Source organism: Ligilactobacillus ruminis DSM 20403 = NBRC 102161 (assembly GCF_900113455.1).
Taxonomy (GTDB): Bacteria; Bacillota; Bacilli; order Lactobacillales; family Lactobacillaceae; genus Ligilactobacillus; species Ligilactobacillus ruminis.
Genome location: NZ_FOPI01000017.1, coordinates 32,115 through 53,782, shown reverse-complemented (window position 1 = coordinate 53,782; position 21,668 = coordinate 32,115). Strand labels below are relative to the sequence as shown.

General features: G+C 41.4%; 20 protein-coding genes and 1 pseudogene. 12 read left to right on the top strand and 9 right to left on the bottom strand.

Annotated features, from left to right (window positions below):
* Positions 1 to 702 precede the first annotated feature (702 nt).
* Positions 703 to 924, bottom strand: coding sequence for a hypothetical protein (locus BMZ95_RS06285; RefSeq protein WP_041819858.1), 222 nt, complete (start codon positions 922 to 924; stop codon positions 703 to 705).
* Positions 925 to 1,051: 127 nt separating this feature from the next.
* On the opposite strand from BMZ95_RS06285, the gene BMZ95_RS06280 reads away from it, so the two are divergent.
* The 3 genes from BMZ95_RS06280 to BMZ95_RS06270 all read left to right on the top strand — a co-directional run bounded on the left by BMZ95_RS06280 (position 1,052) and on the right by BMZ95_RS06270 (position 4,540).
* Positions 1,052 to 1,720, top strand: a complete 669-nt coding sequence (locus tag BMZ95_RS06280; RefSeq protein WP_014073018.1) for a DUF6198 family protein — start codon at positions 1,052 to 1,054, stop codon at positions 1,718 to 1,720.
* 105 nt (positions 1,721 to 1,825) lie between these two features.
* Positions 1,826 to 3,454 (top strand): ABC-F family ATP-binding cassette domain-containing protein, encoded by a 1,629-nt coding sequence (locus BMZ95_RS06275; RefSeq protein ID WP_046922842.1) that lies wholly within the window; start codon positions 1,826 to 1,828, stop codon positions 3,452 to 3,454.
* A 213-nt stretch (positions 3,455 to 3,667) separates the two neighbouring features.
* Positions 3,668 to 4,540 carry a hypothetical protein gene (locus BMZ95_RS06270; protein WP_014073020.1) on the top strand — a complete coding sequence of 291 codons (873 nt, stop codon included), beginning with the start codon at positions 3,668 to 3,670 and terminating at the stop codon, positions 4,538 to 4,540.
* Between the two features lie 394 nt (positions 4,541 to 4,934).
* On the opposite strand, the gene BMZ95_RS06265 is transcribed toward BMZ95_RS06270, so the two are convergent.
* From BMZ95_RS06265 to BMZ95_RS06250, 3 genes and pseudogenes are all read right to left on the bottom strand, one after another.
* A complete protein-coding gene (locus BMZ95_RS06265; RefSeq protein WP_046922843.1) occupies positions 4,935 to 5,903 on the bottom strand; it encodes a biotin--[acetyl-CoA-carboxylase] ligase in 969 nt (322 codons plus the stop codon).
* A gap of 338 nt (positions 5,904 to 6,241) precedes the next feature.
* A pseudogene (locus BMZ95_RS06255) lies at positions 6,242 to 6,876 on the bottom strand (IS607 family transposase).
* A 136-nt stretch (positions 6,877 to 7,012) separates the two neighbouring features.
* Positions 7,013 to 7,996, bottom strand: coding sequence for a biotin--[acetyl-CoA-carboxylase] ligase (locus tag BMZ95_RS06250; RefSeq protein WP_014073021.1), 984 nt, complete (start codon positions 7,994 to 7,996; stop codon positions 7,013 to 7,015).
* A gap of 138 nt (positions 7,997 to 8,134) precedes the next feature.
* Between BMZ95_RS06250 and BMZ95_RS06245 the strand changes: the two genes are divergently transcribed.
* Genes BMZ95_RS06245 through BMZ95_RS06235 form a run of 3 tightly spaced genes read left to right on the top strand, consistent with a single transcriptional unit; the run spans position 8,135 to position 10,957 of the window.
* A complete protein-coding gene (locus BMZ95_RS06245; protein WP_014073022.1) occupies positions 8,135 to 9,250 on the top strand; it encodes a YibE/F family protein in 1,116 nt (371 codons plus the stop codon).
* Positions 9,237 to 10,004: a YibE/F family protein gene (locus BMZ95_RS06240; protein ID WP_014073023.1), complete on the top strand. Its 768-nt coding sequence runs from the start codon at positions 9,237 to 9,239 to the stop codon at positions 10,002 to 10,004. Before BMZ95_RS06245 ends, BMZ95_RS06240 begins: the two co-directional genes overlap by 14 nt.
* Before the next feature lie 14 nt (positions 10,005 to 10,018).
* Positions 10,019 to 10,957 (top strand): outer membrane protein assembly factor BamD, encoded by a 939-nt coding sequence (locus BMZ95_RS06235; protein ID WP_225354909.1) that lies wholly within the window; start codon positions 10,019 to 10,021, stop codon positions 10,955 to 10,957.
* Positions 10,958 to 11,350: 393 nt separating this feature from the next.
* Here BMZ95_RS06235 and BMZ95_RS06230 read toward each other — a convergent pair whose 3' ends face one another.
* Both BMZ95_RS06230 and BMZ95_RS06225 read right to left on the bottom strand, forming a co-directional pair.
* On the bottom strand, positions 11,351 to 11,719 hold the full coding sequence (locus tag BMZ95_RS06230) for a DUF3899 domain-containing protein (RefSeq protein ID WP_225354908.1): 369 nt from the start codon (positions 11,717 to 11,719) through the stop codon (positions 11,351 to 11,353).
* Positions 11,720 to 11,734: 15 nt separating this feature from the next.
* Positions 11,735 to 13,042 (bottom strand): HD domain-containing protein, encoded by a 1,308-nt coding sequence (locus BMZ95_RS06225; protein WP_014073026.1) that lies wholly within the window; start codon positions 13,040 to 13,042, stop codon positions 11,735 to 11,737.
* Positions 13,043 to 13,138: 96 nt separating this feature from the next.
* Here BMZ95_RS06225 and BMZ95_RS06220 point away from each other — a divergent pair, with 96 nt between their 5' ends.
* The 3 genes from BMZ95_RS06220 (at position 13,139) to BMZ95_RS06210 (ending at position 15,958) form a co-directional block, all read left to right on the top strand.
* On the top strand, positions 13,139 to 13,555 hold the full coding sequence (locus tag BMZ95_RS06220; RefSeq protein WP_014073027.1) for a YwiB family protein: 417 nt from the start codon (positions 13,139 to 13,141) through the stop codon (positions 13,553 to 13,555).
* A gap of 49 nt (positions 13,556 to 13,604) precedes the next feature.
* Complete coding sequence (gene rpoE / locus BMZ95_RS06215) at positions 13,605 to 14,192, top strand: DNA-directed RNA polymerase subunit delta (protein ID WP_014073028.1); 588 nt, start codon at positions 13,605 to 13,607, stop codon at positions 14,190 to 14,192.
* A gap of 167 nt (positions 14,193 to 14,359) precedes the next feature.
* Positions 14,360 to 15,958, top strand: coding sequence for a CTP synthase (locus tag BMZ95_RS06210; protein WP_046922861.1), 1,599 nt, complete (start codon positions 14,360 to 14,362; stop codon positions 15,956 to 15,958).
* Positions 15,959 to 16,144: 186 nt separating this feature from the next.
* On the opposite strand, the gene BMZ95_RS06205 is transcribed toward BMZ95_RS06210, so the two are convergent.
* The gene (locus tag BMZ95_RS06205) at positions 16,145 to 16,816 is read right to left on the bottom strand and encodes an ABC transporter ATP-binding protein (protein ID WP_003693464.1); all 672 of its coding nucleotides are present in this window, start codon (positions 16,814 to 16,816) and stop codon (positions 16,145 to 16,147) included.
* A 4-nt stretch (positions 16,817 to 16,820) separates the two neighbouring features.
* Entirely contained in the window at positions 16,821 to 17,864 is a 1,044-nt protein-coding gene (locus BMZ95_RS06200) for an ABC transporter permease (RefSeq protein WP_014073029.1), read from the bottom strand.
* 300 nt (positions 17,865 to 18,164) lie between these two features.
* Between BMZ95_RS06200 and BMZ95_RS06195 the strand changes: the two genes are divergently transcribed.
* From BMZ95_RS06195 to BMZ95_RS06185, 3 genes are all read left to right on the top strand, one after another.
* Entirely contained in the window at positions 18,165 to 19,445 is a 1,281-nt protein-coding gene (locus BMZ95_RS06195; RefSeq protein WP_014073030.1) for a UDP-N-acetylglucosamine 1-carboxyvinyltransferase, read from the top strand.
* Positions 19,446 to 19,463: 18 nt separating this feature from the next.
* Positions 19,464 to 20,783, top strand: coding sequence for a transcription termination factor Rho (gene rho, locus BMZ95_RS06190; protein WP_046922844.1), 1,320 nt, complete (start codon positions 19,464 to 19,466; stop codon positions 20,781 to 20,783).
* A gap of 99 nt (positions 20,784 to 20,882) precedes the next feature.
* The gene (locus BMZ95_RS06185; RefSeq protein ID WP_003696429.1) at positions 20,883 to 21,131 is read left to right on the top strand and encodes a type B 50S ribosomal protein L31; all 249 of its coding nucleotides are present in this window, start codon (positions 20,883 to 20,885) and stop codon (positions 21,129 to 21,131) included.
* A 305-nt stretch (positions 21,132 to 21,436) separates the two neighbouring features.
* Here the strand turns inward: BMZ95_RS06185 and BMZ95_RS06180 are convergent, their stop codons facing one another.
* Positions 21,437 to 21,652 (bottom strand): heavy-metal-associated domain-containing protein, encoded by a 216-nt coding sequence (locus BMZ95_RS06180; protein WP_003693476.1) that lies wholly within the window; start codon positions 21,650 to 21,652, stop codon positions 21,437 to 21,439.
* Between the last annotated feature and the right edge of the window lie 16 nt (positions 21,653 to 21,668).

Here is a 21,668-nt window from a genome sequence, read left to right as displayed (position 1 = left end):
CCCAAACGAGAACTCGCTGATGCGGCTGATGGGTTCCGTTCTGTTGGAAAGAAACGATGTCGTTAGCTCCAAGAAAGCCATATTCAGTCCGGCAACCTACGCAAAAATGATCAAGTCTAAGACGGTTGCTGAACTAAAAGAATTGGCAGAGGAACAACAAAAACTAAGAGCTGCGTAAGGTGTATCACTCTTTCCGAAGCTGTCAAGGGAACCTCTTCGAGGTGCGCAGATGGCGCACCCTTGACAGCTCCTTCAAGAGTGATAATGGACAGACATGGATGCATTCGCATCCCCTGCACAACTTGTGCCTGGGAAAAAATATTTTACACACAAATTAGGACTTGACTTGAATTTTACGAGCATAACCCGATGCGCAGCACTGCATTTGGAAAAATAACTGCTGTTTACGGACACATTGGGAAAAGTGGAGCGTTGTCTGTAAATCTGGATGAGATTTTGGCTGAATTGGTTGATCAGTGCCGTTTTTTTGGAAAAAGATAGTTTTTAGATGCTAAAATCAAAAAAATACCTTACAAATTCAATCGAAAATCGACCGCCTTCGTTCGGTATTTCATTTAATTTAAGTAAGAAACGGGAAATTTTTCCCGGCCTCTTTTTTAGTTTAGGATTGATGATTCACGGACTGGATCTTATGAAGAAATGGCCAAGACCAACGAATTAAGATGACTGACGTTTTCCTGGCTAAATTTTTTTGATAATCGAAAACTTCTTTGCTTCAGCCGTTTCCTGAGCAATCGCGGCATCTTCATCGAAAATGAAATATGGGTGACCATCTTTTTCCTGGACGATGAGAACCGGCTTTTCTGCCTTATGTCGATAAATTTGTGCTGAAACGTATGCTTTATTAAAATCGAAATCGCTGGCGATTGAATCGCCAGGGTTGAAAAATATGTTTTCGCTCATAGAAATCACCCTTTCATATTATTGCCTGCAATTTTATTTTACCACGATGCTGAAGAATTTTCTGAGAATGCGGCTTGAATTTTGTGATATAATTGACCGCGTATCAAAATGGGAAGAAGGTTTTTTTGTGCAGGCCACACAAAACAAAGAGCTGTCGAATGTCAGGCTTTTGATTTATTTTATTGTTTCTTTGATGTTCAACTGTTTGGGCAATGCCTTGACCGTATCACTGAATTTGGGAAGTGCGCTATGGACGGCTGCAGCGGTCAACATCTCTGACGTGACGCCTATTTCGCTCAGCATGATGTTGTTCATCTTTGGCGTCTTGATCATTATTACGAACGTGATTTTATTAAATAAGATTGACGTGAAACGAATCATCGGTAACTTCATTTTTATGGTTCCTTTTTCGACATTGGTTGGGGCATTTTCTCCGCTTTTGATCAACGTCGGCATTACGAGTTTGCCGATTTTTTTACGCATAGTGCTTGATTGCATGGGGGTCGTGTTCATTTCAGTTGCAATCTCGATCTATCAAAGAATCAATTGGATGCTGCATCCTGCGGACGACTTGATGCAGATCGTGCGTTTTAAATTTTTTAAAGGAAATTCTTCATTGGCTCAGTTGGTTGTCTTCATGCCGCCGATCATTGCAATCAGCGTTTCGTATGCATTGACGCATCAGATTTATGCAATCAACATCGGAACCGTTTTTGCGCTGCTGTTTCAGGGAGGACTTGTCGGTGTCTTTGACAAAATCGTCTTTCCGGACCTTAAACACCGTAATTTGGAATAATGACGAAGCTCTTGCTGAATGCGGGGGCTTTTTTGCTGCAGCGAGTTTACAAAGAAGCGATGTCATGGTAAATTAGGAAGAAATAAAAAAAAGCGAGGAACTAAATTGATTACTGTAACAGATGTTAGTTTGAACTTCTCCGGACGTCTATTGTACGATGAAGTAAATTTGAAATTCACGCCCGGAAACTGCTATGGAATTATCGGAGCAAACGGTGCGGGCAAATCAACATTTTTGAAACTTCTTTCGGGTCAGCTTGAGCCGACGACGGGAACGATTTCGATTGGAACGAATGAGAGAATTTCAAGTCTTAACCAAAATCACTTTGCTTTTGAAGATTTTACCGTCATGTCAACCGTTATTCAAGGACATACGAAGCTTTACGAAATCATGCAGGAAAAGGAGGCTTTGTATGCCAAAGCTGATTTTACCGAAGAAGACGGCGTCAGAGCAGGCGAGCTTGAAGCACAGTTTGCCGAAATGGACGGGTGGAATGCGGAAGCCGACGCATCGGCTTTGCTGCAATCGCTTGGTATTTCTGAGGAATTGCATGAAAAGAAAATGAGCGAACTTGATGAAGCGCTTAAAGTCAAGGTTTTGCTGGCCCAGGCATTGTTCGGAAACCCGGACATTCTTTTGCTTGACGAACCGACAAACGGTCTTGACGTTGCAACGATCAGCTGGCTTGAAGATTTTTTGGCCGATTATGACAAGATCGTGATTGTTGTTTCTCATGACCGTCACTTCTTGAACCAAGTCTGCACGCAGATGTGCGACGTTGATTTCGGCAAAATCAAAATGTATGTCGGAAACTATGACTTCTGGCTTCAGTCAAGTCGCCTGGCAGCTCAAATGCGTGCTGATGCCAATGCCAAAAAAGAAGAAAAAATCAAAGAGCTGAATGATTTCATCGCACGCTTTTCAGCAAACGCATCAAAGTCCAAGCAAGCAACTTCTCGCAAGAAGCAGCTGGAAAAAATAACCTTGGATGATATCAAACCTTCTTCTCGCAAATATCCGTTTGTCAAATTTGAATCTCAACGCGATCTGGGCAATGACTTATTGAGAGTGGAGAACGTTTCAAAGACGATTGACGGCGTAAAAATTTTGGATAACATCAATTTTACGATTCGACCGGGAGAAAAAGCCGCAATTTTGTCTAGAAGCGATTTGGCACAGACGACCATGATGCAGATTTTGGCAGGAACGCTCAAACCAGATACCGGGACGGTCAAGTATGGTCAGACCGTGATTACGAGTTCGCTTCCTCGTGATCTGGATGCAAATTTCAATAACGAAGAGTTGTCGATTTTGGATTGGCTCAGACAATATGCCACCAAAGAACAAAACGATAATACTTTTTTACGCGGATTTTTGGGTAAGATGCTCTTTTCAGGAGATGATATTCAAAAACAGATCAAAGTTTTGTCTGGGGGCGAAAAAGTGCGTTGCATGCTGTCCAAGATGATGCTTGAACAAGGAAATACTTTGCTTTTGGATGATCCGACGAATCACCTGGATCTTGAATCGATTACTTCGTTAAATGATGCTTTGGTATCGTTTAATGGTTCAGTTATTTTTACGTCGCACGACCACGAGTTTATTTCAACGATTGCCGATCACTTGGTTGAAATTTCTGACAATGGATCGATTGATCGTGCCGAGACAACGTATGACGAATTTTTGGCTCATGAAATCGTTCGGCAGCAAGTGGCAAAATTATATGAGAAGTAGAGAAAACAAATAAAATCATTTTAGACATATACTGTTCACAGAAATTTCATGTTAAAAATATAAAATGAAACTTAAATTATGATTTAAAGTTTCTTTATTCTTTAATGAGGTGTTTCTTTGAGTCAGCAATATGTAGGGAATTGATTAATGGATAATAAGAAATGCCTGGTGTACGTAGCTTAACATGTTTTTAGGATTTAGGGGGGAGCAGGCGTGACGCTTATAAATGGTAAGATGCTGCTACGGGATTTCATGTGCGGTTTTGTAGTCATATTTGCCATGGTTGTTTGCTTTGTTTCGATTTCTTTTGAAGGAACTGTTTTAAATGAGTCGTATTTGTTAAAACAAAATGAGCAATCGAAATATGTTCAGAAATATAAGAGAATTTATGATGAAGTTCTCATATATTGTGCACAAAGCGTTGACTTTTCAAGTGAACAGGCACGGGAAATGTCTTTGACCAATACCCAGATGAGCGAGCTTTTGGTTGGGACCACAAAGGGTTTTTGCAGAGGGAACAGCAATCTGGTCGACGTTGAGCTTTTTTCAAAGATGTCTGAAGACAATTTGAGAAAAGCAATCAAAAACAGGCGCATCAAGGCTACTCAGCGGCAATTGTATAATTTTCACGCAAATTATAAAGAGAATGCTGCCAGATATTTTAGAATAAAATTGGCAAATTCCGGTATTTTTGATGCGCAGAAGCTGTTTATTTCTGCTAAAAGAAAGATGAAGTACATGCCTTTGATTTCGATGTTTGTCATCGTAGCGATGATGTTCGTATATTATTTTTTTAATGACAATGACTGCAAAAAGGTTATGCGCTGGTTCGGCAAATTGTTGTTCATTGCCAGTCTGTGTACGGTTTTGATTGCTTTGTTGGTGTCTTTGTCCAATGAATCAGTTTTAAGCGATAATTCAGTCGTCGAGTTTGATTCGTTGTTTATGAATTATGTTTCAACGATCCAAAATTTGTTTTGGATCATCGGATTATGTTCTTTCGGAATCGGTTCATTTATGATTTTCATTAGCTCTGATGGTTTTTTGAAACTGTTGGATGCTGTCAAGTATAATTCTGCTTACTGAAATTTTTGATTGAAAGGTCGGGGTGTCCCGGCCTTTTTTATAAAATGCAGTGTCGAGCAACAGATGCTCAATCAATGCGTCAAGACTGGCTTACGGGCAGAATGGCGATTTTTAAGACTTGACCGGAAAAGTCGTCCCTTGTTTATGGGTAGGATGTTTTGATTCATGGAAATGAAAACAGGCTTATTTCCATCATGGAAGACGATCGTCCTGCATACGAAAAAACGGATCAGATTTGCAATTGATTGCAAATCTGATCCGTTTTTTTCAAGTCTCTTTCAATTCAAGGCATAGTTTTTTGTCAGCATCCTTTAATTTAAATTATACTGAACTCTTTAGCATTTAGGACAAAAAACAGAATTCCGTTTCAGCATTTTGCTTTATCAAAAGCCGATTAATCCGTGCTTATGATTTTTGTAACTTCTCCTGAAGCAAGCGTTTCGCCTGATGACAAGACAAGTCGTCCTTGATTATCGATGGTAGCAACGTGGCCTTCAGAAGTTTGACCAGAGCGGTTGATGGTGACGTCTTTTCCGATGGTATTTGAATGAGCGCGATATTCATCCATAAATGAAGCTGCTTTATAGTTTTGGTATAGCGAGAAGAATTCGTTGAGATAGTTTGCAATGAAGGTATTTCGACTGACACCGGAGTCAAGCGTGTATCTTCTGAGAGAACCTGCACGTTGTCTGATTTCTTCCGGAAATTTTGACGGATCGGTCAGGTAGTTGATGCCCGTTCCGACGATGACATGCTTGATGAGCTGCGTTTCAAGATCTGCAACTCCTTCGGTCAAGATGCCGACGATTTTTTTGCCGTCGACAAGGACGTCGTTGACCCATTTGATTTCGCACCTGGCATGAACTAATTTTTCAATCGTTCTGGTAACGGCAATGGCGGTTGCAGTCGTCAAAAGGCCGGGATTGAAATCGGGATCGTCATTATCAAGCAAGATGCTTATGTAGATTCCGCCGCCGACAGGTGAGGCAAAAGGGCGGCCGTAACGTCCATGGCCGGCTTTTTGACTGTCAGAAATAACAACGAGCGGAGTTTTTTTTTCAGGGTCCATGGCCTTTTGACTGCAGCGATTGTTCGTGGAATCAATCGTATCATAAATTTCAAAATTTAAATCAAGCTCAGGATTCAAAAAACGTCTGATTGATGCTTCGCTCAGTTTCAAGCCTTCAATATAACGATACCCGATTCGCGGCTTGCTTTCGATTTGGTAACCTTCTTCTTGAAGCGACTGAATTGCTTTCCAAACCGCGGTTCTTGAAACATTGAGCTCATCTGCCAGTTCTTGTCCTGACAGGAAAGCTTGTTTTTTCAAAAGAAGCTGAAGAACTTTTTCAGATGTTTTCATACTAATTACCTTCTCTGTTATATAAAATATAGAATAATATAGAAATATGAAATATTTTTCCACATTATCAGAAACAATATAGCTTTTCATTTCTTAATTTTATTTGCTGCCGTCAACACCAGTATTCTCATATCCTAACGTGAGGGTAATGACAGAGACAAACTCGGTCATAAACTTTTGAACAATGTCATGTTGAATGTCAGCAAGCAATTCGTCGTGGACTTTACGTTCATTTGGAAGCAACTTTTTATCCTCTAAAATTAACGAGGTATCGTACATGGAGTTGCATAAAGCCAGTCAGCAGCGTCTGTAATCGCATAAGTCGTCAAGAACCTTTTTCATGGTTCTTTTGAGTCTTTGTCGTTGTTTTCGCCATCTGTCAAAGACTTGCCGTTTGCAATTTTGCTTTTATATTTTCGCAAACCAGGCAAGCGACAGGAAAATATGTTAACGATGCTTACAATATCATCAACCATTTCCTGGTCGGGACTTGTTTCAACGTTATTAAGCACTACGATTTCAGTATTGTGTTTTCTGCATAACGTTTCAAACCAATCATAATCCAAGCGAACGAATCTGTCTTTATAAGTAATGTAAATAGTTTCAATTTGGCCGTTCATCATTTCATCAAGAAGTTCGTTCCACTTCGGAAGCTTGTAGTTAAGCCCGCTGCCGATATCAGTAACGACTTCATCCAAGATGATGCCTTTGGTGTTGACGTATTCCCTGATGAAGTCAATTTGATTTTTCAGATCGCCTTTTTGACCATTAGTTGATACTCTGGCATAAGCTGCAATTTTTCGATTATCTTTATCAGATTGACCTATATATTTTAAGTACTGTTCTTCCGTTTAGTATCTTCGATTAGTGGGAGTTCGATAGGCTTTTAAAGTGCCTTTTTTATCCCGAATTTGCAAAGTTTTGACTGTGACGTTCAATCGTTCAGCCATTCCTTAGGTTTTAAAATTGCCATAATAAAATCACCTGTATTTATTTTATCTTTCTATGATTTTATTATAAAATATAATTCTATATAATTCCGCCTTTTTCTACTGATGAATTAACAGCTTTTGTTCTTGATGTTACGTATAATTATAGCCTAGCATTTGTCAATTATGCAAATCATAACCTTTTTCTCTGATCTTTGTAACTTCTCCTGACACTAGGATGGTACCGTCAGTCAAAACGAGCCGTCCTTTGTCATCGATTGTTTTGACTGCTTCTGAAACAACTCGGTCGGAAACGAGCACGGAGACCTGTTTTCCGATGATGTTTGAACGTTTGCGGTACTCGTTCATGAAAGCCCCGGTCCGATAATTTGGATATATTTTGAAGAATTCGTTTAAAAAGACTGCGATAAGCTTGTTTCTGCTGACGTCTGAACGATGAGCGTATTTTCTGAGAGATCCGGCACGATTCCTGATGTCGTCAGGGAAAATTTCCGGATCAGTCATGTAGTTCATTCCGAGCCCGATAATCACGTGATCCATTGCCCCTGATTGTAAATCAGTCACGCCTTCGACCAAGATGCCGGCGACTTTGCGATTATCGACGATGATATCGTTGACCCATTTGAGTTGGCAATTGATTCGAAATAGTTTTTCCAAAGCCTTAACGACTGCCAGCGATGAGGAAATAGTCAGCAGACCTGGATCGATTGGATCGTTGTTGATTTTTAACAGAATGCTCAAGTAGATTCCGCTGCCTTTTGGAGAAAAGAAGCTTCGTCCATAGCGGCCGTGACCGCCTGTTTGATGTTCTGACAAAACAATGTGCGGTTTTGATGTTTTTGAATCGAGAGCCAGTTTTTTACAAAAATCGTTGGTTGATTCGATTTGCTCATATGTTTCAAAAGTCAGATCCAACGCGGGATCAAGATATCGTCTGATTTCATCTTCGTTCAATTTCATTGACGGAAGATAGCGATAGCCCATCCGCGTTTTGCCCTCGATTAAGAATCCGCGTTGCTTTAAAGAACTGACTGCTTTCCAGACGGCCGTACGCGAGATGTTGAGTTTGTTTGCTATTTGTTGCCCCGAAACGTATTCAGGCGTTTCGGTCAGTAAGTTGAATACTTTTTCGATTGTTTCCATAATGGGCTCCCTTTTGTTAGTTAACCTAATCTTATTATTAAGTTAACGCAAAAGCAAGCAAATATTTTCATTGCAATATTTTCTTTAATTCTTTACATCAAAATGGTATCTTAAAAGTGAAGCTTGGGGTGATTAATAATGAAAACATTATTTGATAGGCACAATTTGTTAAAACTTCTTTTAATCGTTCTCAGTGGGCTGATTTTATATATATTTGCAAGTAATGATGCTTTTCTTTATAAACAACCGGTAGGAAAAGTCGAAAACGTTTCTGTCAAATCAGTCAGCAAAACTAAGGACACGTTCAATAATCAAGATAAGATAACGGTTCAGGAAGTAACCTTTAAAATCTTGAACGGGAAGTATCGAAACAAGATTGTCAAATTAAGAAATACTTATTCGCGATCAGGCGGGTTGGATCAAGAATACAAAGTCGGAAATCAGGTCTTTTTGACGATCAAAAAGCACCATGGAAAGGTGAATTCCTCGATTTCTCACTATAAGCGCGACGTTTGTCTGGTAATGCTGTTATGGCTTGTCATCGTTTTGTTATATGCAACGATGAAACTCAATGGGTTAAAAACATTGCTGAGCGTAGCGGTTAATTTTGTCGTTTTCCTGATTTTCGTTCAGCTTGACGTGATGCTTAATCTGACGCACTTTTTTTGGTTGTTTGCAGCGGCAGCTTTTATTTTTACGATTCTTTCGCTTTGGCTTGTAATCGGGGTTAACAAGCAATGGTTCGTGACTTGCGCGTCAGTCGTTTCCGGAACGGTGATTGCTCTTTTGATCGGACTGATTGCGATGAGCGTCACGAACGGCAAGGGTGTTCATTATGAGGCGCTGGATTATGCGACGCAATCTCCGAAGCAGCTTTTTCTTGCAGCAACCGTCATCGGACTTTTAGGAACGGTAATGGATGCTGCAACCGACATAGTTTCAACTTTATTTGAGATGAAGAGAACTGATGAAAAGATCAGCGAAGGACAGCTTTTCAAATCAGGGATGGCAGTTGGACGATCGATAATGGGACCCTTGATCAACGTTCTTTTGATGATCTTTTTTGCAGAAACTTTTACGATGGCGATTCTGTATTTTAAAACGGGAAACAGCATTGCTTATACGTTCGAATGGACGATGGCGCTTGGAATCGTGCAGACTTTGGTCAGCGGAATAGGAGTAACGCTGGTCATTCCATGCGCAAGCTTTCTCAGCGCGAAAGTTTTAGGGGGTGCTCAAGATGTCAACGATTAGTCTGTTGACGCTCATATTGATGATTTTGATGATCCTTGTTGGCGGAAAAAGCGGTTTTACGTCATTTTTGAGCGTTGTCTTCAATTTTTTGATTCTGTTTGCGGCCGTCATCCTGATTACCGGCGGAATTTCTGCAATCGGCGTAACTTTTTTTGCGGGGGTTTGCATTCTGGCAATCACGATTTTCATGGGCAACAAGAACGAGACTTCGACGAATACGGCATTCGTTGCAACGCTGATCGTAATGGTCATAATGCTGCTTTTGATCGTTCCTTTGGATTATTTTGCCCAAATCAAAGGTTTTTCAAATGAGCAATCAGAAGAAATCGAAGCTTTCAATCTGCTTGTCGGTGCCAATTTTGAAACTATTTTGATTTCAACGACCGTTTTGAGCACGCTTGGCGCAATTGCTGAAGCGGCAGTGGCAATTTCAAGCGGTCTGGAGGAATTGAGTGAACAAAATCCAGGAATTACGATTGCGGAAATTTTCAAAAGCGGACGCACGATTGGTTTTCAGATTATGGGCATGACGTTCAACACCTTGTTTTTTGGAATGTTTGGCGGCGATTTGGCATTGTTCATTTTGCTTTACAAACTGAATGCCAATTTTGGCTATTATTTAAATTCGAAGATTTTCGTTGGCGAATGCATGGCGGTTTTGTACTCAGCCGTTGCGGTAATTTTGGTTATTTGGATTACGACCTATCTGATGGGAAGAAAAATTAACCAAAAGCGCAAAGGTACCGATTTTTAGAAGGGATGAAATCGATGAAATTTTTTAAAAATGCAGTTAAGGTAGCGTCAGCAGCGATAATGGCATTATTGCTTGTCGGGTGCGGTGAAAAGCAAAACAAGACTACAGTCGGAAATGATGGGAATACGGCTTATCAAACGGCGATTTCCAATCTTGAAACTGGGGATAACAAGCAGGCGTATTCCGAACTGAAAGCAGTTGATGAAAAAAGCCTGTCTGTCAAAGCAAAAAAATTGCGCAACAATCTAAAGTATCTTTTGGCAGCAAAAAAGGCACTGACCGGAAACGATGTTGAAGAAGCGGAAAAAAACTTGGCAAATTTGGATAACGTTACGAGTCCGGATGCGCTTGTCAAGCAGATTAAAAAAGTACAGCGCGAATATCAGATTATTCAACTTGCAAATCGTTATTATGAGGACGTGACTGCTTATTACAAAGCCGGCAAGTATTCTGAAGCAGGCGGAAGTCTGCAAGCCCTTAATTCGCTTTCAAACAGCTATCAGGCGGTTGAAAATTTGCAATACAAAGCTTCCAAATATGATTCTTTGATTGCACAGGCACAAAATGAGTCCGTTAGCAAAGCTGAAAGCGCAGGCTCCGAGTCAGGTTATACGAATGCCAGGAATTCCAAGCTGATGAGTTCGCAGTATGAGAAGGCAACGGGAAGGGACATTTCGTCTGCTGATAATTCAGAAGTTTCATCGTTTGCATCTTCGATGACGAATGATGAAGTTTTAAATTCATTCAGAACAGCGACGAAAATTCCGCAAGAAGCCGGGGATCAGTATTACGTGCAGGAAACTTCAAAAGACAACTATCAGATTGAAATTCGCCATACGAGCGATTCTAACACGCAAGTTTCTAATTTAAAGGGAATGTATCAGTTCAATTCGGTAACTAAAAAGGCCAAGAAATTGAATGAAATCAGCGGGGATTATGAAGACATCAATTGATGTCTTAGCTTTTTTATGTAAAAAAAACCGCCATCGACTGAATGGCGGCAAGTCAGTTAGTTAGTTGTTGATTTTGGGGAATGCGTCAGTGCAGGCAATCTGCTTATGAGAGGCGCAGATTGCCTGTAAAGACCATGTGTAAAGTAAAATCATAACCCTTACATACTTTGTTATCGGTATTTGGGCGGCAAATTTAAGCCTTCTTGGTAATTTTTTTTACTATATTTCAAAATTTCAAAAAATTCGGTGATTTGACCCAATATAATCTAATGTTGACTTTTAATTATGTCTATCCGTAAGAGGTTGTGAAAAAACATGGCTCAAATTGAAAACCAGGATGATTTGCGATTGATTGCAAATATCATCCTGGTTTTTGCGTATACGTGACTTTTGTCAGATCGTCATCGTAATTGCGATGAGAATCAGAATCACTCCGATCAGAGTGCAATTAAACGAGAGTTTTTTGAAGTGGATGGGTTCGTTCTTTTTTTCCGAAGCGACTTTGCGAATGTCGATTTTGCGCTTTTTGAAGTCTTCATCGCTTTCTCCTTTGCGTTGCTTTTGAAACCATCCTGCCATCAGATGCGCATGAAGCAAGATGTCAACCATCATGATGCAAAGGCAAAAAAGACCAAGCATGAATAAAAAATTTGAGCACGGCAAACGATATTTGTTCAAGCATGAGATTGAAGAAACAATCAAAGCGACTGCAATGATTATCGGCGTCCATGGAAGCCAGAGGTTTTCTTTAACAAATTTCAATTTAAAGTTCCTTCCTTAAATGATGCGATCATTTTTGATATGTTTCAAAAATTCGTCATAGTAGCATTTGAAAATTTCTGATTGAGATTCTTCTTCAAGCATTTCCTTAGGGAAAAAGAAACGTTCATCTCCCAATGATTTGTTTGTTAAGGCTCCGACCAACGCGGAAACATTTGAAAGTTCAACCAGATCTCCGTTTTTTTCCAACAACTTGATGTTGGCCTTGTCATATTTGTACGGAAGGTCGAAGCTGTTGTTCGTGCCGGTGTAGTAATCAGCATTGTAACCGCAATTTGAAACCAGTTCTTTTAGATTATCCAAGCTGATTGAGGCGGTTTTTGAATCGTAGAGCATTGATTTTAACGGATGACGATCCAAAAAACGGATGGCAAAATCTCTTAAAATCCTGTCTTTTGAATAGCGCCAGGATTCAAAGCACGTATTGAGCACGCCGTCATCCAGTCTGAGATAATCGCCAAGCGTAAATTCTTCGTTAAAAAACGGTTCAAGATAATTTTTGGCAAACCCGTCTTCAAGCTCGTTTTTAAGATACAAGTCTTTGGCACGTTTTAAAAGGTGGCTCAAAATAACTTCCATTGAACGCGAAACTGGATGAAAGTAGATTTGCTGATACATCTGAAAACGACTGATGATGTAATCTTCAACCGCGTGCATCCCCGTTTTATCGAAAACGATCCCGCCTTCATAAGGGCGCATGACACGCAGGATTCGCGTCAAGTCAAACGTTCCGTAGTGCGTTCCGGTAAAATACGAATCACGCAAAAGGTAGTCCATGCGGTCGGCATCCAATTTGCTTGAAATCATCTGAACGACTTGAGGATTAGAATAGGTTTTATTGATGACGCTTGCGACTTTTTCGGGAAATGCAGGGGAAACTTCGCGCAGGACGGCATTTATTTCAGTTGATTGATCGGTAATGATTTTTTGGGTCATTTCTTCATGATTTGTTGAAAAAATATGCTCAAAAGTGTGCGAATAAGCGCCATGGCCGACATCGTGGAGCAGGGCTGCGCATAAAGCCACCAATCGTTCGGAATCATCCCAAAGACCGTCTGAAGGCTCTTTTGAAGGGTAGTTGCGTTCGAAAAGGTCACAGATGCGGCGCGTTATTTCGTAAACGCCAACAGAATGAGAAAACCTTGAATGTTCTGCACCGTGAAAAGTCGAACTGGTGGTTCCGAGCTGCTTGATGCGCCTGAGACGCTGAAATTCTTTGGTGTTGATCAAATCAAGAATAACCTGATGCTGGATATAAATATGATCATGAACAGGATCTCTCAGAACCTTTTCTCTTTCGAGCATTTTTGGTGTATAATCTGTGATGATATTACCTTCTTTACGATGTTTTAGTTTCATTATACACAAAGAATGCATGGCAAGAAAGGAAAGGTTTTTTCATTGGAAAACGGAATACCGGTCAAAGTTGACGTAAGAACAAGGCAGATTCAATCAGGAGAAAAAAACGACTATTCGCAAAAATTTGACGGAAGACTTTCGATTAAGAATCAAACGCTTTATTTGCGTTATGATGAGAGCAGCGAAGCCAGAGTGACTTTTAAAGTTTGCGAAGACGACGTCTATTTGTCGCGAAAGAGCGGTCAGATGAGATTGAAACTGCATTTTAATGAAAATGTAAAATTTGAAACCAGCTATTTGACGCCTTACGGAGCGGTTGAGCTGAGGTGTGAAACGGATTGTTTCAAGTTTGACTATGATCGAAAAGTTCAAAGTGGATCTTTGACAATTGATTACAGACTTTTTACGGGCGATGAAATCTTGGGAGAATACAAAATCAGATTGCAATTTGCGGCCTAATATAGTATGATGAAGAGTAAACTGTAGACAGTGGAAAGGACGTGTACCAGTGGAACTAGAAAAGTTCAAAGATGCCGACAGAAACGAATTGTCCATGATTGAGGTTGCTCACGCAATTCTTAATGAACATGGCAAAGAAATGGTATTTGCTGATTTGGTCAATGAGATTCAAACGTTTTTGGGTAAAAGCGATCAGGAAATTCGTGATCGTTTGCCTCAATTTTATATGGATCTCAATTTTGACGGCAGCTTCATCTCATTAGGCGAAAATACGTGGGGACTTCGTTCATGGTATCCATACGAATCGATTGACGAAGCGCTTGTTCACACCGATGATGAAGACGATGAAGATCGTCCGCGCAAAAAGAGCAAGAAGGTCAACGCTTTCTTGGACGATGATGCTGACGATGATGACGTGATCGATTACAATGATGACGATCCTGAAGACAACGACCTTGACGATGATTATGACGATGAAGATGATGAAGACGAAAATCGTGAATTGAAGGAATACAGTCGAGATCTTGACGATATCGATGATGCAGACGATACTGAAGACGATCTTCCGGACGGCATCGAAGGTCAGCTGAACGAGTTGGATGATGACGAAGATTCCGATGGTGACGACGAATTATAATTTTTGCTTGACGCTCGTCGATTAATTATGTAGAATGCTTTATGGGCGCCTCACATATATTGAGGCCAAGAGTACGGCAAGACAAGCTCCCTATTCATAAAAGAGGAATAGGGAGCTTGTTATTTTTGTTGGAAAATACCCGAAAAAATTCAAAGGAGCTTTTTATAATGACCAAGTATATTTTTGTTACTGGCGGTGTGGTTTCTTCGCTTGGCAAGGGAATCGTGGCTGCGTCACTGGGACGTTTACTTAAGAATCGCGGTTTAAAAATTACGATTCAAAAATTTGATCCATATATCAATGTTGATCCAGGGACGATGAGTCCGTATCAGCACGGTGAGGTATTCGTTACGGATGATGGTACTGAAACGGATCTTGATTTAGGTCACTATGAACGCTTCATTGACATCAACCTGAACAAGTACTCGAACGTTACAACCGGAAAAATTTATTCAGAAGTTTTGAAAAAAGAACGTCGCGGCGATTATCTCGGTGCAACGGTGCAGGTTATCCCTCACATCACGAACATGATCAAGGAAAAAATCATGCGTGCAGGAACGGTGACGGATGCTGACGTCGTTATCACAGAAGTCGGCGGAACCGTTGGTGATATCGAATCATTGCCGTTTTTGGAAGCATTGCGTCAAATGCGTTCCGAAGTCGGCAGCGAAAACGTCGTCTATATTCACACGACGCTCGTTCCTTACCTTCATGCAGCCGGCGAAATGAAGACGAAACCAACGCAGCACAGCGTTAAAGAACTTCGCGGCCTTGGAATCCAACCGAATATTTTGGTTGTCAGAACGGAAAAGCCGATTTCGGAAAGCATGCGTAACAAAATTGCCAATTTCTGCGACGTTGAACCAGAAGCGGTCATTGAATCAATGGATGTTGACACGCTTTATCAAATTCCTCTGAATTTGCAAGCACAACACATGGACGAAATCGTCTGCAAGATGCTTCATCTTGACACGCCGCAAGCAGACATGACCGATTGGAAATCGCTTTGCAAACGCGTTCGCAACCTTGAAGGAGAAGTCAAAATTGCGCTTGTCGGCAAGTACGTTCAGCTTCCTGACGCTTATATTTCGGTTAACGAAGCTTTGAAGCATGCTGGCTATAAGATTAATGCAAATGTCAAAATCGACTACTTTAACTCTGAAGAATTGACTGCAGAAAACGTTGCTGACGAGTTGAAAGGTTATGACGGCATAATCGTTCCCGGGGGCTTTGGCAATCGTGGCCTCGAAGGCATGATTCAGGCCATTCGTTATGCGCGTGAAAACAACGTTCCGTTCCTTGGCATCTGCCTTGGCATGCAAATGGCCTGCATCGAATTTGCCCGCGACGTTTGCGGACTTGAAGATTGCAACAGTGCTGAAGTTGATGCAAACTGCAAGAACAATATTATCGATTTGATGGCTGATCAAGCTGACATCGAAGATATGGGCGGAACGCAACGCCTTGGCCTTTATCCATGCAAGCTCAAGCAAGGAACAAGAACAGCAGCAGCGTATGACAATCAAGACGTGATTCAAGAACGTCACCGTCATCGTTACGAATTCAACAATGATTATCGTGAAATCTTGTCAAACAAAGGCTTGACTTTTGCCGGCACGTCTCCTGACAATCGTTTGGTTGAAGTTGTTGAAATTACTGACCATAAATTCTTCGTAGCTGCGCAATACCATCCGGAATTTCTTTCACGTCCGCAACGTCCGGAAGGATTGTTTGCTGAATTTGTAAAGTCTGCAGCGGAAAAATAAATTTTAATTATGTCTGGCCGGAAGAGGCTGGGAAGAAACGATGACTCAAATTGAAAAACTCGGATGACTTGCAGTTAATTGCAAATCTTATCCGAGTTTTTGCGTATGCAGGACAATTTCTCGTCGTGGCAAAAATAACCAAAAAGCCCCAACATCGAATTTATCGATTTTTGGGGCTTTTAGAATTTATCTTTCATTTAACTTTCCATCGTTAAGATCGTAGACTCTGTCGGCCTGATCCAATAATCGCAAATCATGAGTTACAGTGATGACGGCCTTGTTTTGACGATGGGCAAGGTTGCTTAAAAGATTGCCGACTTCTTTGACTCGCGGCGTATCAAGTGCGGCCGTCGGTTCGTCTGCGAGGATGATTTCCGGATTTGCATAAAGGGCACGTGCAATGGCAGCACGCTGCATTTGACCTCCTGAAAGCTCGTTTGGATATTTAGATATCAGATTAGAAATTTCAAGCGATTCAAGCAATTTTTCAAGTTCTTTTTGACTGAGATTTTCAGTGTTTTTAACTTTGTCTACGAGCTCGAATTGTTCTGAAACGGTCAGATAGGGTACGAGGTTATGCGACTGGAGCACGAAACCGATTTTGTTCAAGCGAAGTTTTTCTTTGGAATTCATCGGCATGTTACGAGTATTCGTCCCGTTGATCAAAACGTCGCCGGAAGTCGGTTTTTGCAAGATGCCGGCAATCGTCAGAAACGTGCTTTTTCCGGAACCTGACGGGCCCAAGATCAAAACAAACTCGCCTTTTTCAGCCTTAAAACTGACGTCTTTTAAGACGTGGACCTTGCTTGTGCCTTTTCCGTAGTACTTGTTGATGTTTTTTAGTTCGATTGCTTCCATTGTCTTAACCTCCGATTGCGTTTGCAGGATCTACTTTGAGAATCGTTCTGATTGGAACCAGCGATCCGAGAATTGCCGCGATAAGCAGCAAAAATCCGACCAGAAGCATTGCCAACGGCTCAAATTTCAAAGGAACCGAACTCGGAATTGCGAGCGAACAGATGAAAGTCAGCAAAGTCCCGAGGACAAGCCCGATTACGCCCAAAAGAAATGCCTGCGAAATCGTATTTTTGACAAGGAATGACGAGGGGATGCCCTGTGCTCTTAAAACGGCAAAATTAGCTAGCTTTTGGATGGTGATGATATATTGGAAAACGCCCATGATGATGAGCGAAATCACTAGCAAAAAACCGATCATCAAGCCAAAAGTGGCATTTTGCGCCTCATAGCCGGGAAGATTGTCAATCAGTTTTTGTTTGGAATACGTTGAAAGATCGTTTGCTTCAAAACCTTTTTTCTGCGACGCGACGGCACTTGCCTTGAAGTTTTCGGGGACGTTTCTCAATGATTGCCAATCTGACAGGGTACCATAGATTACGGGCGAAATGTTGATTTTGGCATCATCGACGAATCCGATGACGGTGAACGTTTTGCCTTCTGAATTCAATTTGATTTTTGAGCCTTTCTTCAATCCGGAACGTTTGAATGAGTCATCAAGCAAGACATCGCCTGATTTTGTCGGAAAATTTTTGATGTCTTTTGCAATAAACCCGTTTTTCTCAAGGCCGATGAAGTTGGCACTCGTATTTTTCATCTTTTTGTGCTTGGCTACGACGGATGCCTGTCCAAGCAGCGTTTCTTTTTTGGTTAAATGCAGGGCGCTGATTTGTTCAGATGTGATCAAAGATTGACGCAGGTTTACGTCTGCGTCCTTGTTCAATGCGATTGATTTGAAATTCCAGCTGTCGATTGCTGCGGTGTTTTGGTTTCCCAATCCTTGCGCAAGGCCGGTCAAGATAAAGATGAGCCAGCTGATGAGGGCAATCATGGCGATAATCATTCCGTAACGTAATTTTTCGTGTTTTATTTCTTTAATTGCAAGATACATATTGAATTCCTTTCTGATATTTATGTATTTATGTAAAGAAGAAAGTCATCTGCTCTGATCACCTAATGCAAGGGTAACGGTCATTATTTGGAAAGTCAACAAAATAGCTCAGAACATAGCGCATTTTTGTTAAAAAAATGAGATAATATTTGTAATGATATTGAAACAATAGCACATATCTTGTAAAATGCAATATGGCGCATTCTTTTTTCAGCGCATGCAAAATGAAGTTGATAACGATTAATTTTGCATATTAATTGATGATGATTCGAAAAAGTTTTGAGTGAGGATATATTTGAAATGGAAAAAATGATTGTTAAGGGACAACAGAAGCTGTCTGGCGAAGTTACAATCGGGGGCGCCAAAAACAGTACTGTTGCATTGATTCCTGCGGCCATTTTGGCAGATACGCCTGTTAAATTTGATTCGGTTCCGGATATTTTGGACGTTCATAATCTGATGCTGATTTTAAAGGCGATGAATGTCGATTCGACTTACAGACGAGGGGAACTTTTGGTTGATCCGACAAAAATCAAGAGTGTTCCGCTTCCAGGCGGCGCAATTCGAAGTTTGCGCGCGTCATATTATTTTATGGGGGCTTTGCTTGGAAAGTTCGGCGAAGCAATCGTTGGATTTCCAGGCGGCGACAATATCGGTCCGCGTCCGATTGATCAGCATATCAAAGGTTTCAAAGCGTTGGGGGCGCATGTTGAAGAAAAAGAAAATACCGTTCACATTACGACGGGTCCAGAAGGATTGCACGGAGCAAGAATCTTTTTTGACCTCGTTTCTGTCGGTGCGACGATCAACGTTTTGTTGGCCGCCGTCAAAGCCAAGGGACTGACGATTATGGAAAACGTTGCTCGTGAGCCGGAAATCGTTGATTTGGCAACTTTTTTGAATAATATGGGTGCCCATATTCGCGGAGCCGGTACAAATGAGATTCGCGTTCAGGGCGTTGATTCGCTCAGATCAAAGAACGTCCACACGATTATTCCCGATCGAATCGAAGCGGGGACGTATTTGTCGTTTGCCGCAGCCAACGGCAACGGCGTGCTGGTCAAAAATGTCATCACGGAACACCTGGATCCGTTTTTGTCCAAATTGGAGGAAATGGGCGTTCGAATGGAAATCGATGAGGATGAGATTTATGTTCCGGGCGGAGACGTTTTGAGTCCGGTAAATATCAAAACGGCTCCCTTCCCTGGATTTGCCACGGATCTGCAGCAGCCGATCACGCCGCTTTTGATGAAGGCAAGAGGAAGTTCGACGATTATTGACACGCTTTATCCTGAAAGAACCAAGCATATTCCTGAGATGCAGCGGATGGGCGCAAAGATTTCCAGCAAAGACGGAATTATTACGGTCGGGCATTCGATCGATCTTTCCGGGACAGTGGTTGAAGCGGGCGAAATTCGTGCCGGCGTGTCTCTCGTCGGCTTGGCACTGATGGCTAAGGGAACGACCGTCATCAACAAAGCGGACAATATTTTGCGCGGATATGACCGGATCGTTGAAAAATTCAGAGGCTTGTCAGTTGATCTTGAAGTAATTAATGAAAGCGAGAGTCTCAATCATTAGAAGAAAACGAGGGATGATATGAGCAAAAAAAATTTGACACTTGAAGATCTTCAAAAGAAGACGCTGAAAGAAATTTACGAGTATGCGCGTGAATACAAGATCAAATACTATAGTCAGATGAACAAAAAGGAATTGTCTTTGGCTGTCATCCGGGCGCAGGCCGAACAAGACGATTTCAGGATGAAAGGAATTCTTGAAATTTTTTACGATGACGGCGGCTATGGTTTTTTGAGACCGCTCAATTACAGTCCTTCAAAAGAAGACATCTATTTGTCGGCATCTCAAATCAAGCGTTTTGGTCTGAGAAACGGTGATGAGGTGGCCGGAAGAGTCAGACCGCCGCGTAAAGGCTCCAATAACGATCGTTACGGCATGATGTATATTGATGCGGTCAACGGAAAAGATCCGGATGAAGCCAAGGGAAGACCTCATTTTCCTGCTTTGACGGCAATTTATCCTGATAGGAAACTAGTCCTTGAAAATAATCCCAAAGATTTGTCGACACGCTTGATTGATCTCTTTGCACCGGTCGGATTTGGTCAAAGAGGCATGATTGTTGCGCCTCCTAAGGCCGGAAAGACTACTTTTTTGAAGAATATTGCAGCCGGAATTTCAAAGAATGCAAAAGATGCGAAACTGATCGTTCTTCTAATTGATGAGCGTCCCGAAGAAGTCACCGATTTGGAAGATTACGTTTCATCAATCAATCCGAACGGTGAAGTCGTTTATTCGACCTTTGATCAGAGACCGGAAAGTCATGTTCACATTTCAGAAATGGTTCTTGAGCGTGCGATGCGATTGGTCGAGGATAAGCAGGATGTCGTGATTTTGCTTGATTCGTTGACCAGACTTGCGCGCGCATACAATCTCGTGATTCCTTCAAGCGGCAAAACCCTGTCCGGTGGTCTGGATCCGACGGCTTTGTACCGTCCGAAGAAATTTTTTGGATCGGCACGAAACGTCCGTGAAGGCGGAAGTCTGACGATTATTGCGACTGCTTTGGTTGAAACGGGCAGCAGGCAGGATGACATCATATTTGAGGAATTTAAAGGGACCGGCAATCAAGAACTCCAATTGAATCGTGATTTGGCAGAACGCCGAATTTTTCCTGCTGTTGACATCAAGAAGTCGGGCACGAGAAAAGAAGAACTTTTGTTGACCAAAGAAGAGCTTGAAGCAGTTTGGAAGCTTCGCAGAATTTCAACAAGCGATACCGTTCGTTTCACGAATGATATTTTAAAAGTCTTCAAGCAGACGAAAGACAATGCTGAATTTTGCCAAAAGGTCGAAGATTTGTCGAAAACGACGCGGTCAAGCAAAAAAATCGGAAAAAGATAATTGCATGACTTGAAGTTTCATGTTATTATGAAGTATGTTGCGATAGCACAGAATAACTCTGATCCAGCAAATGGTTCAGGGCAAAGGAGCGAAATTATAATGAAGCAAGGAATTCATCCAGATTATCATGAAGTTGTTTTCTTGGATTCTGCAACAGGCTATAAGTTCTTGTCAGGTTCTACGAAGACATCTTCAGAAACGATCGAATGGGAAGATGGCAAAACATACCCATTGATTCGTGTCGAAATCTCTTGTGATTCACATCCGTTCTACACAGGTAAGCAAAAGTTTACGCAAGCAGATGGTCGCGTGGATCGTTTCAACAAGAAGTACGGTTTCACAAAATAAGACGATTAATGAAAAACAGCCAAGTGTCCAGGTTGAGGATACTTGGCTGTTTTCATGTTTTTTCAAATCTGCCCGTAAAATCCAGTTCCCGGTTACGGCAAAACGTCGATTTTGAAATTTACCCGTAACCTCGTCAAGCTCTCATTCAATTTTACGAACAAATTCACCTTTCCTAACGAAAAACCGATTTCTTTTGGTTATTTCTGTCATAACATAAGATTGTCCTGAATACGCAAAAGCCCCAGATGAGATTTGTAATTAATTGCAAATCATCCAGGGCTTTAATTTTAGGCATGGTTCATCAGCTATTTGAAGAAACCGAACTTGGCCTTATAGCCTGCATCTGAAACCGCATCTTTTAATGCCTTGTCCGATACGGTCGAATCGGCTTCAATCGTTGCCTTTTTTTGTTCAAGGTCAACTTTGGCGGACGTTACTCCGTCAACTTTCAATAATGCTTCTTTGACGTGATTTGCACAATTCATGCATGTCATGCCTTTTACGGTAAATGTTTTTTCCATTGTTGATTCCTCCTGG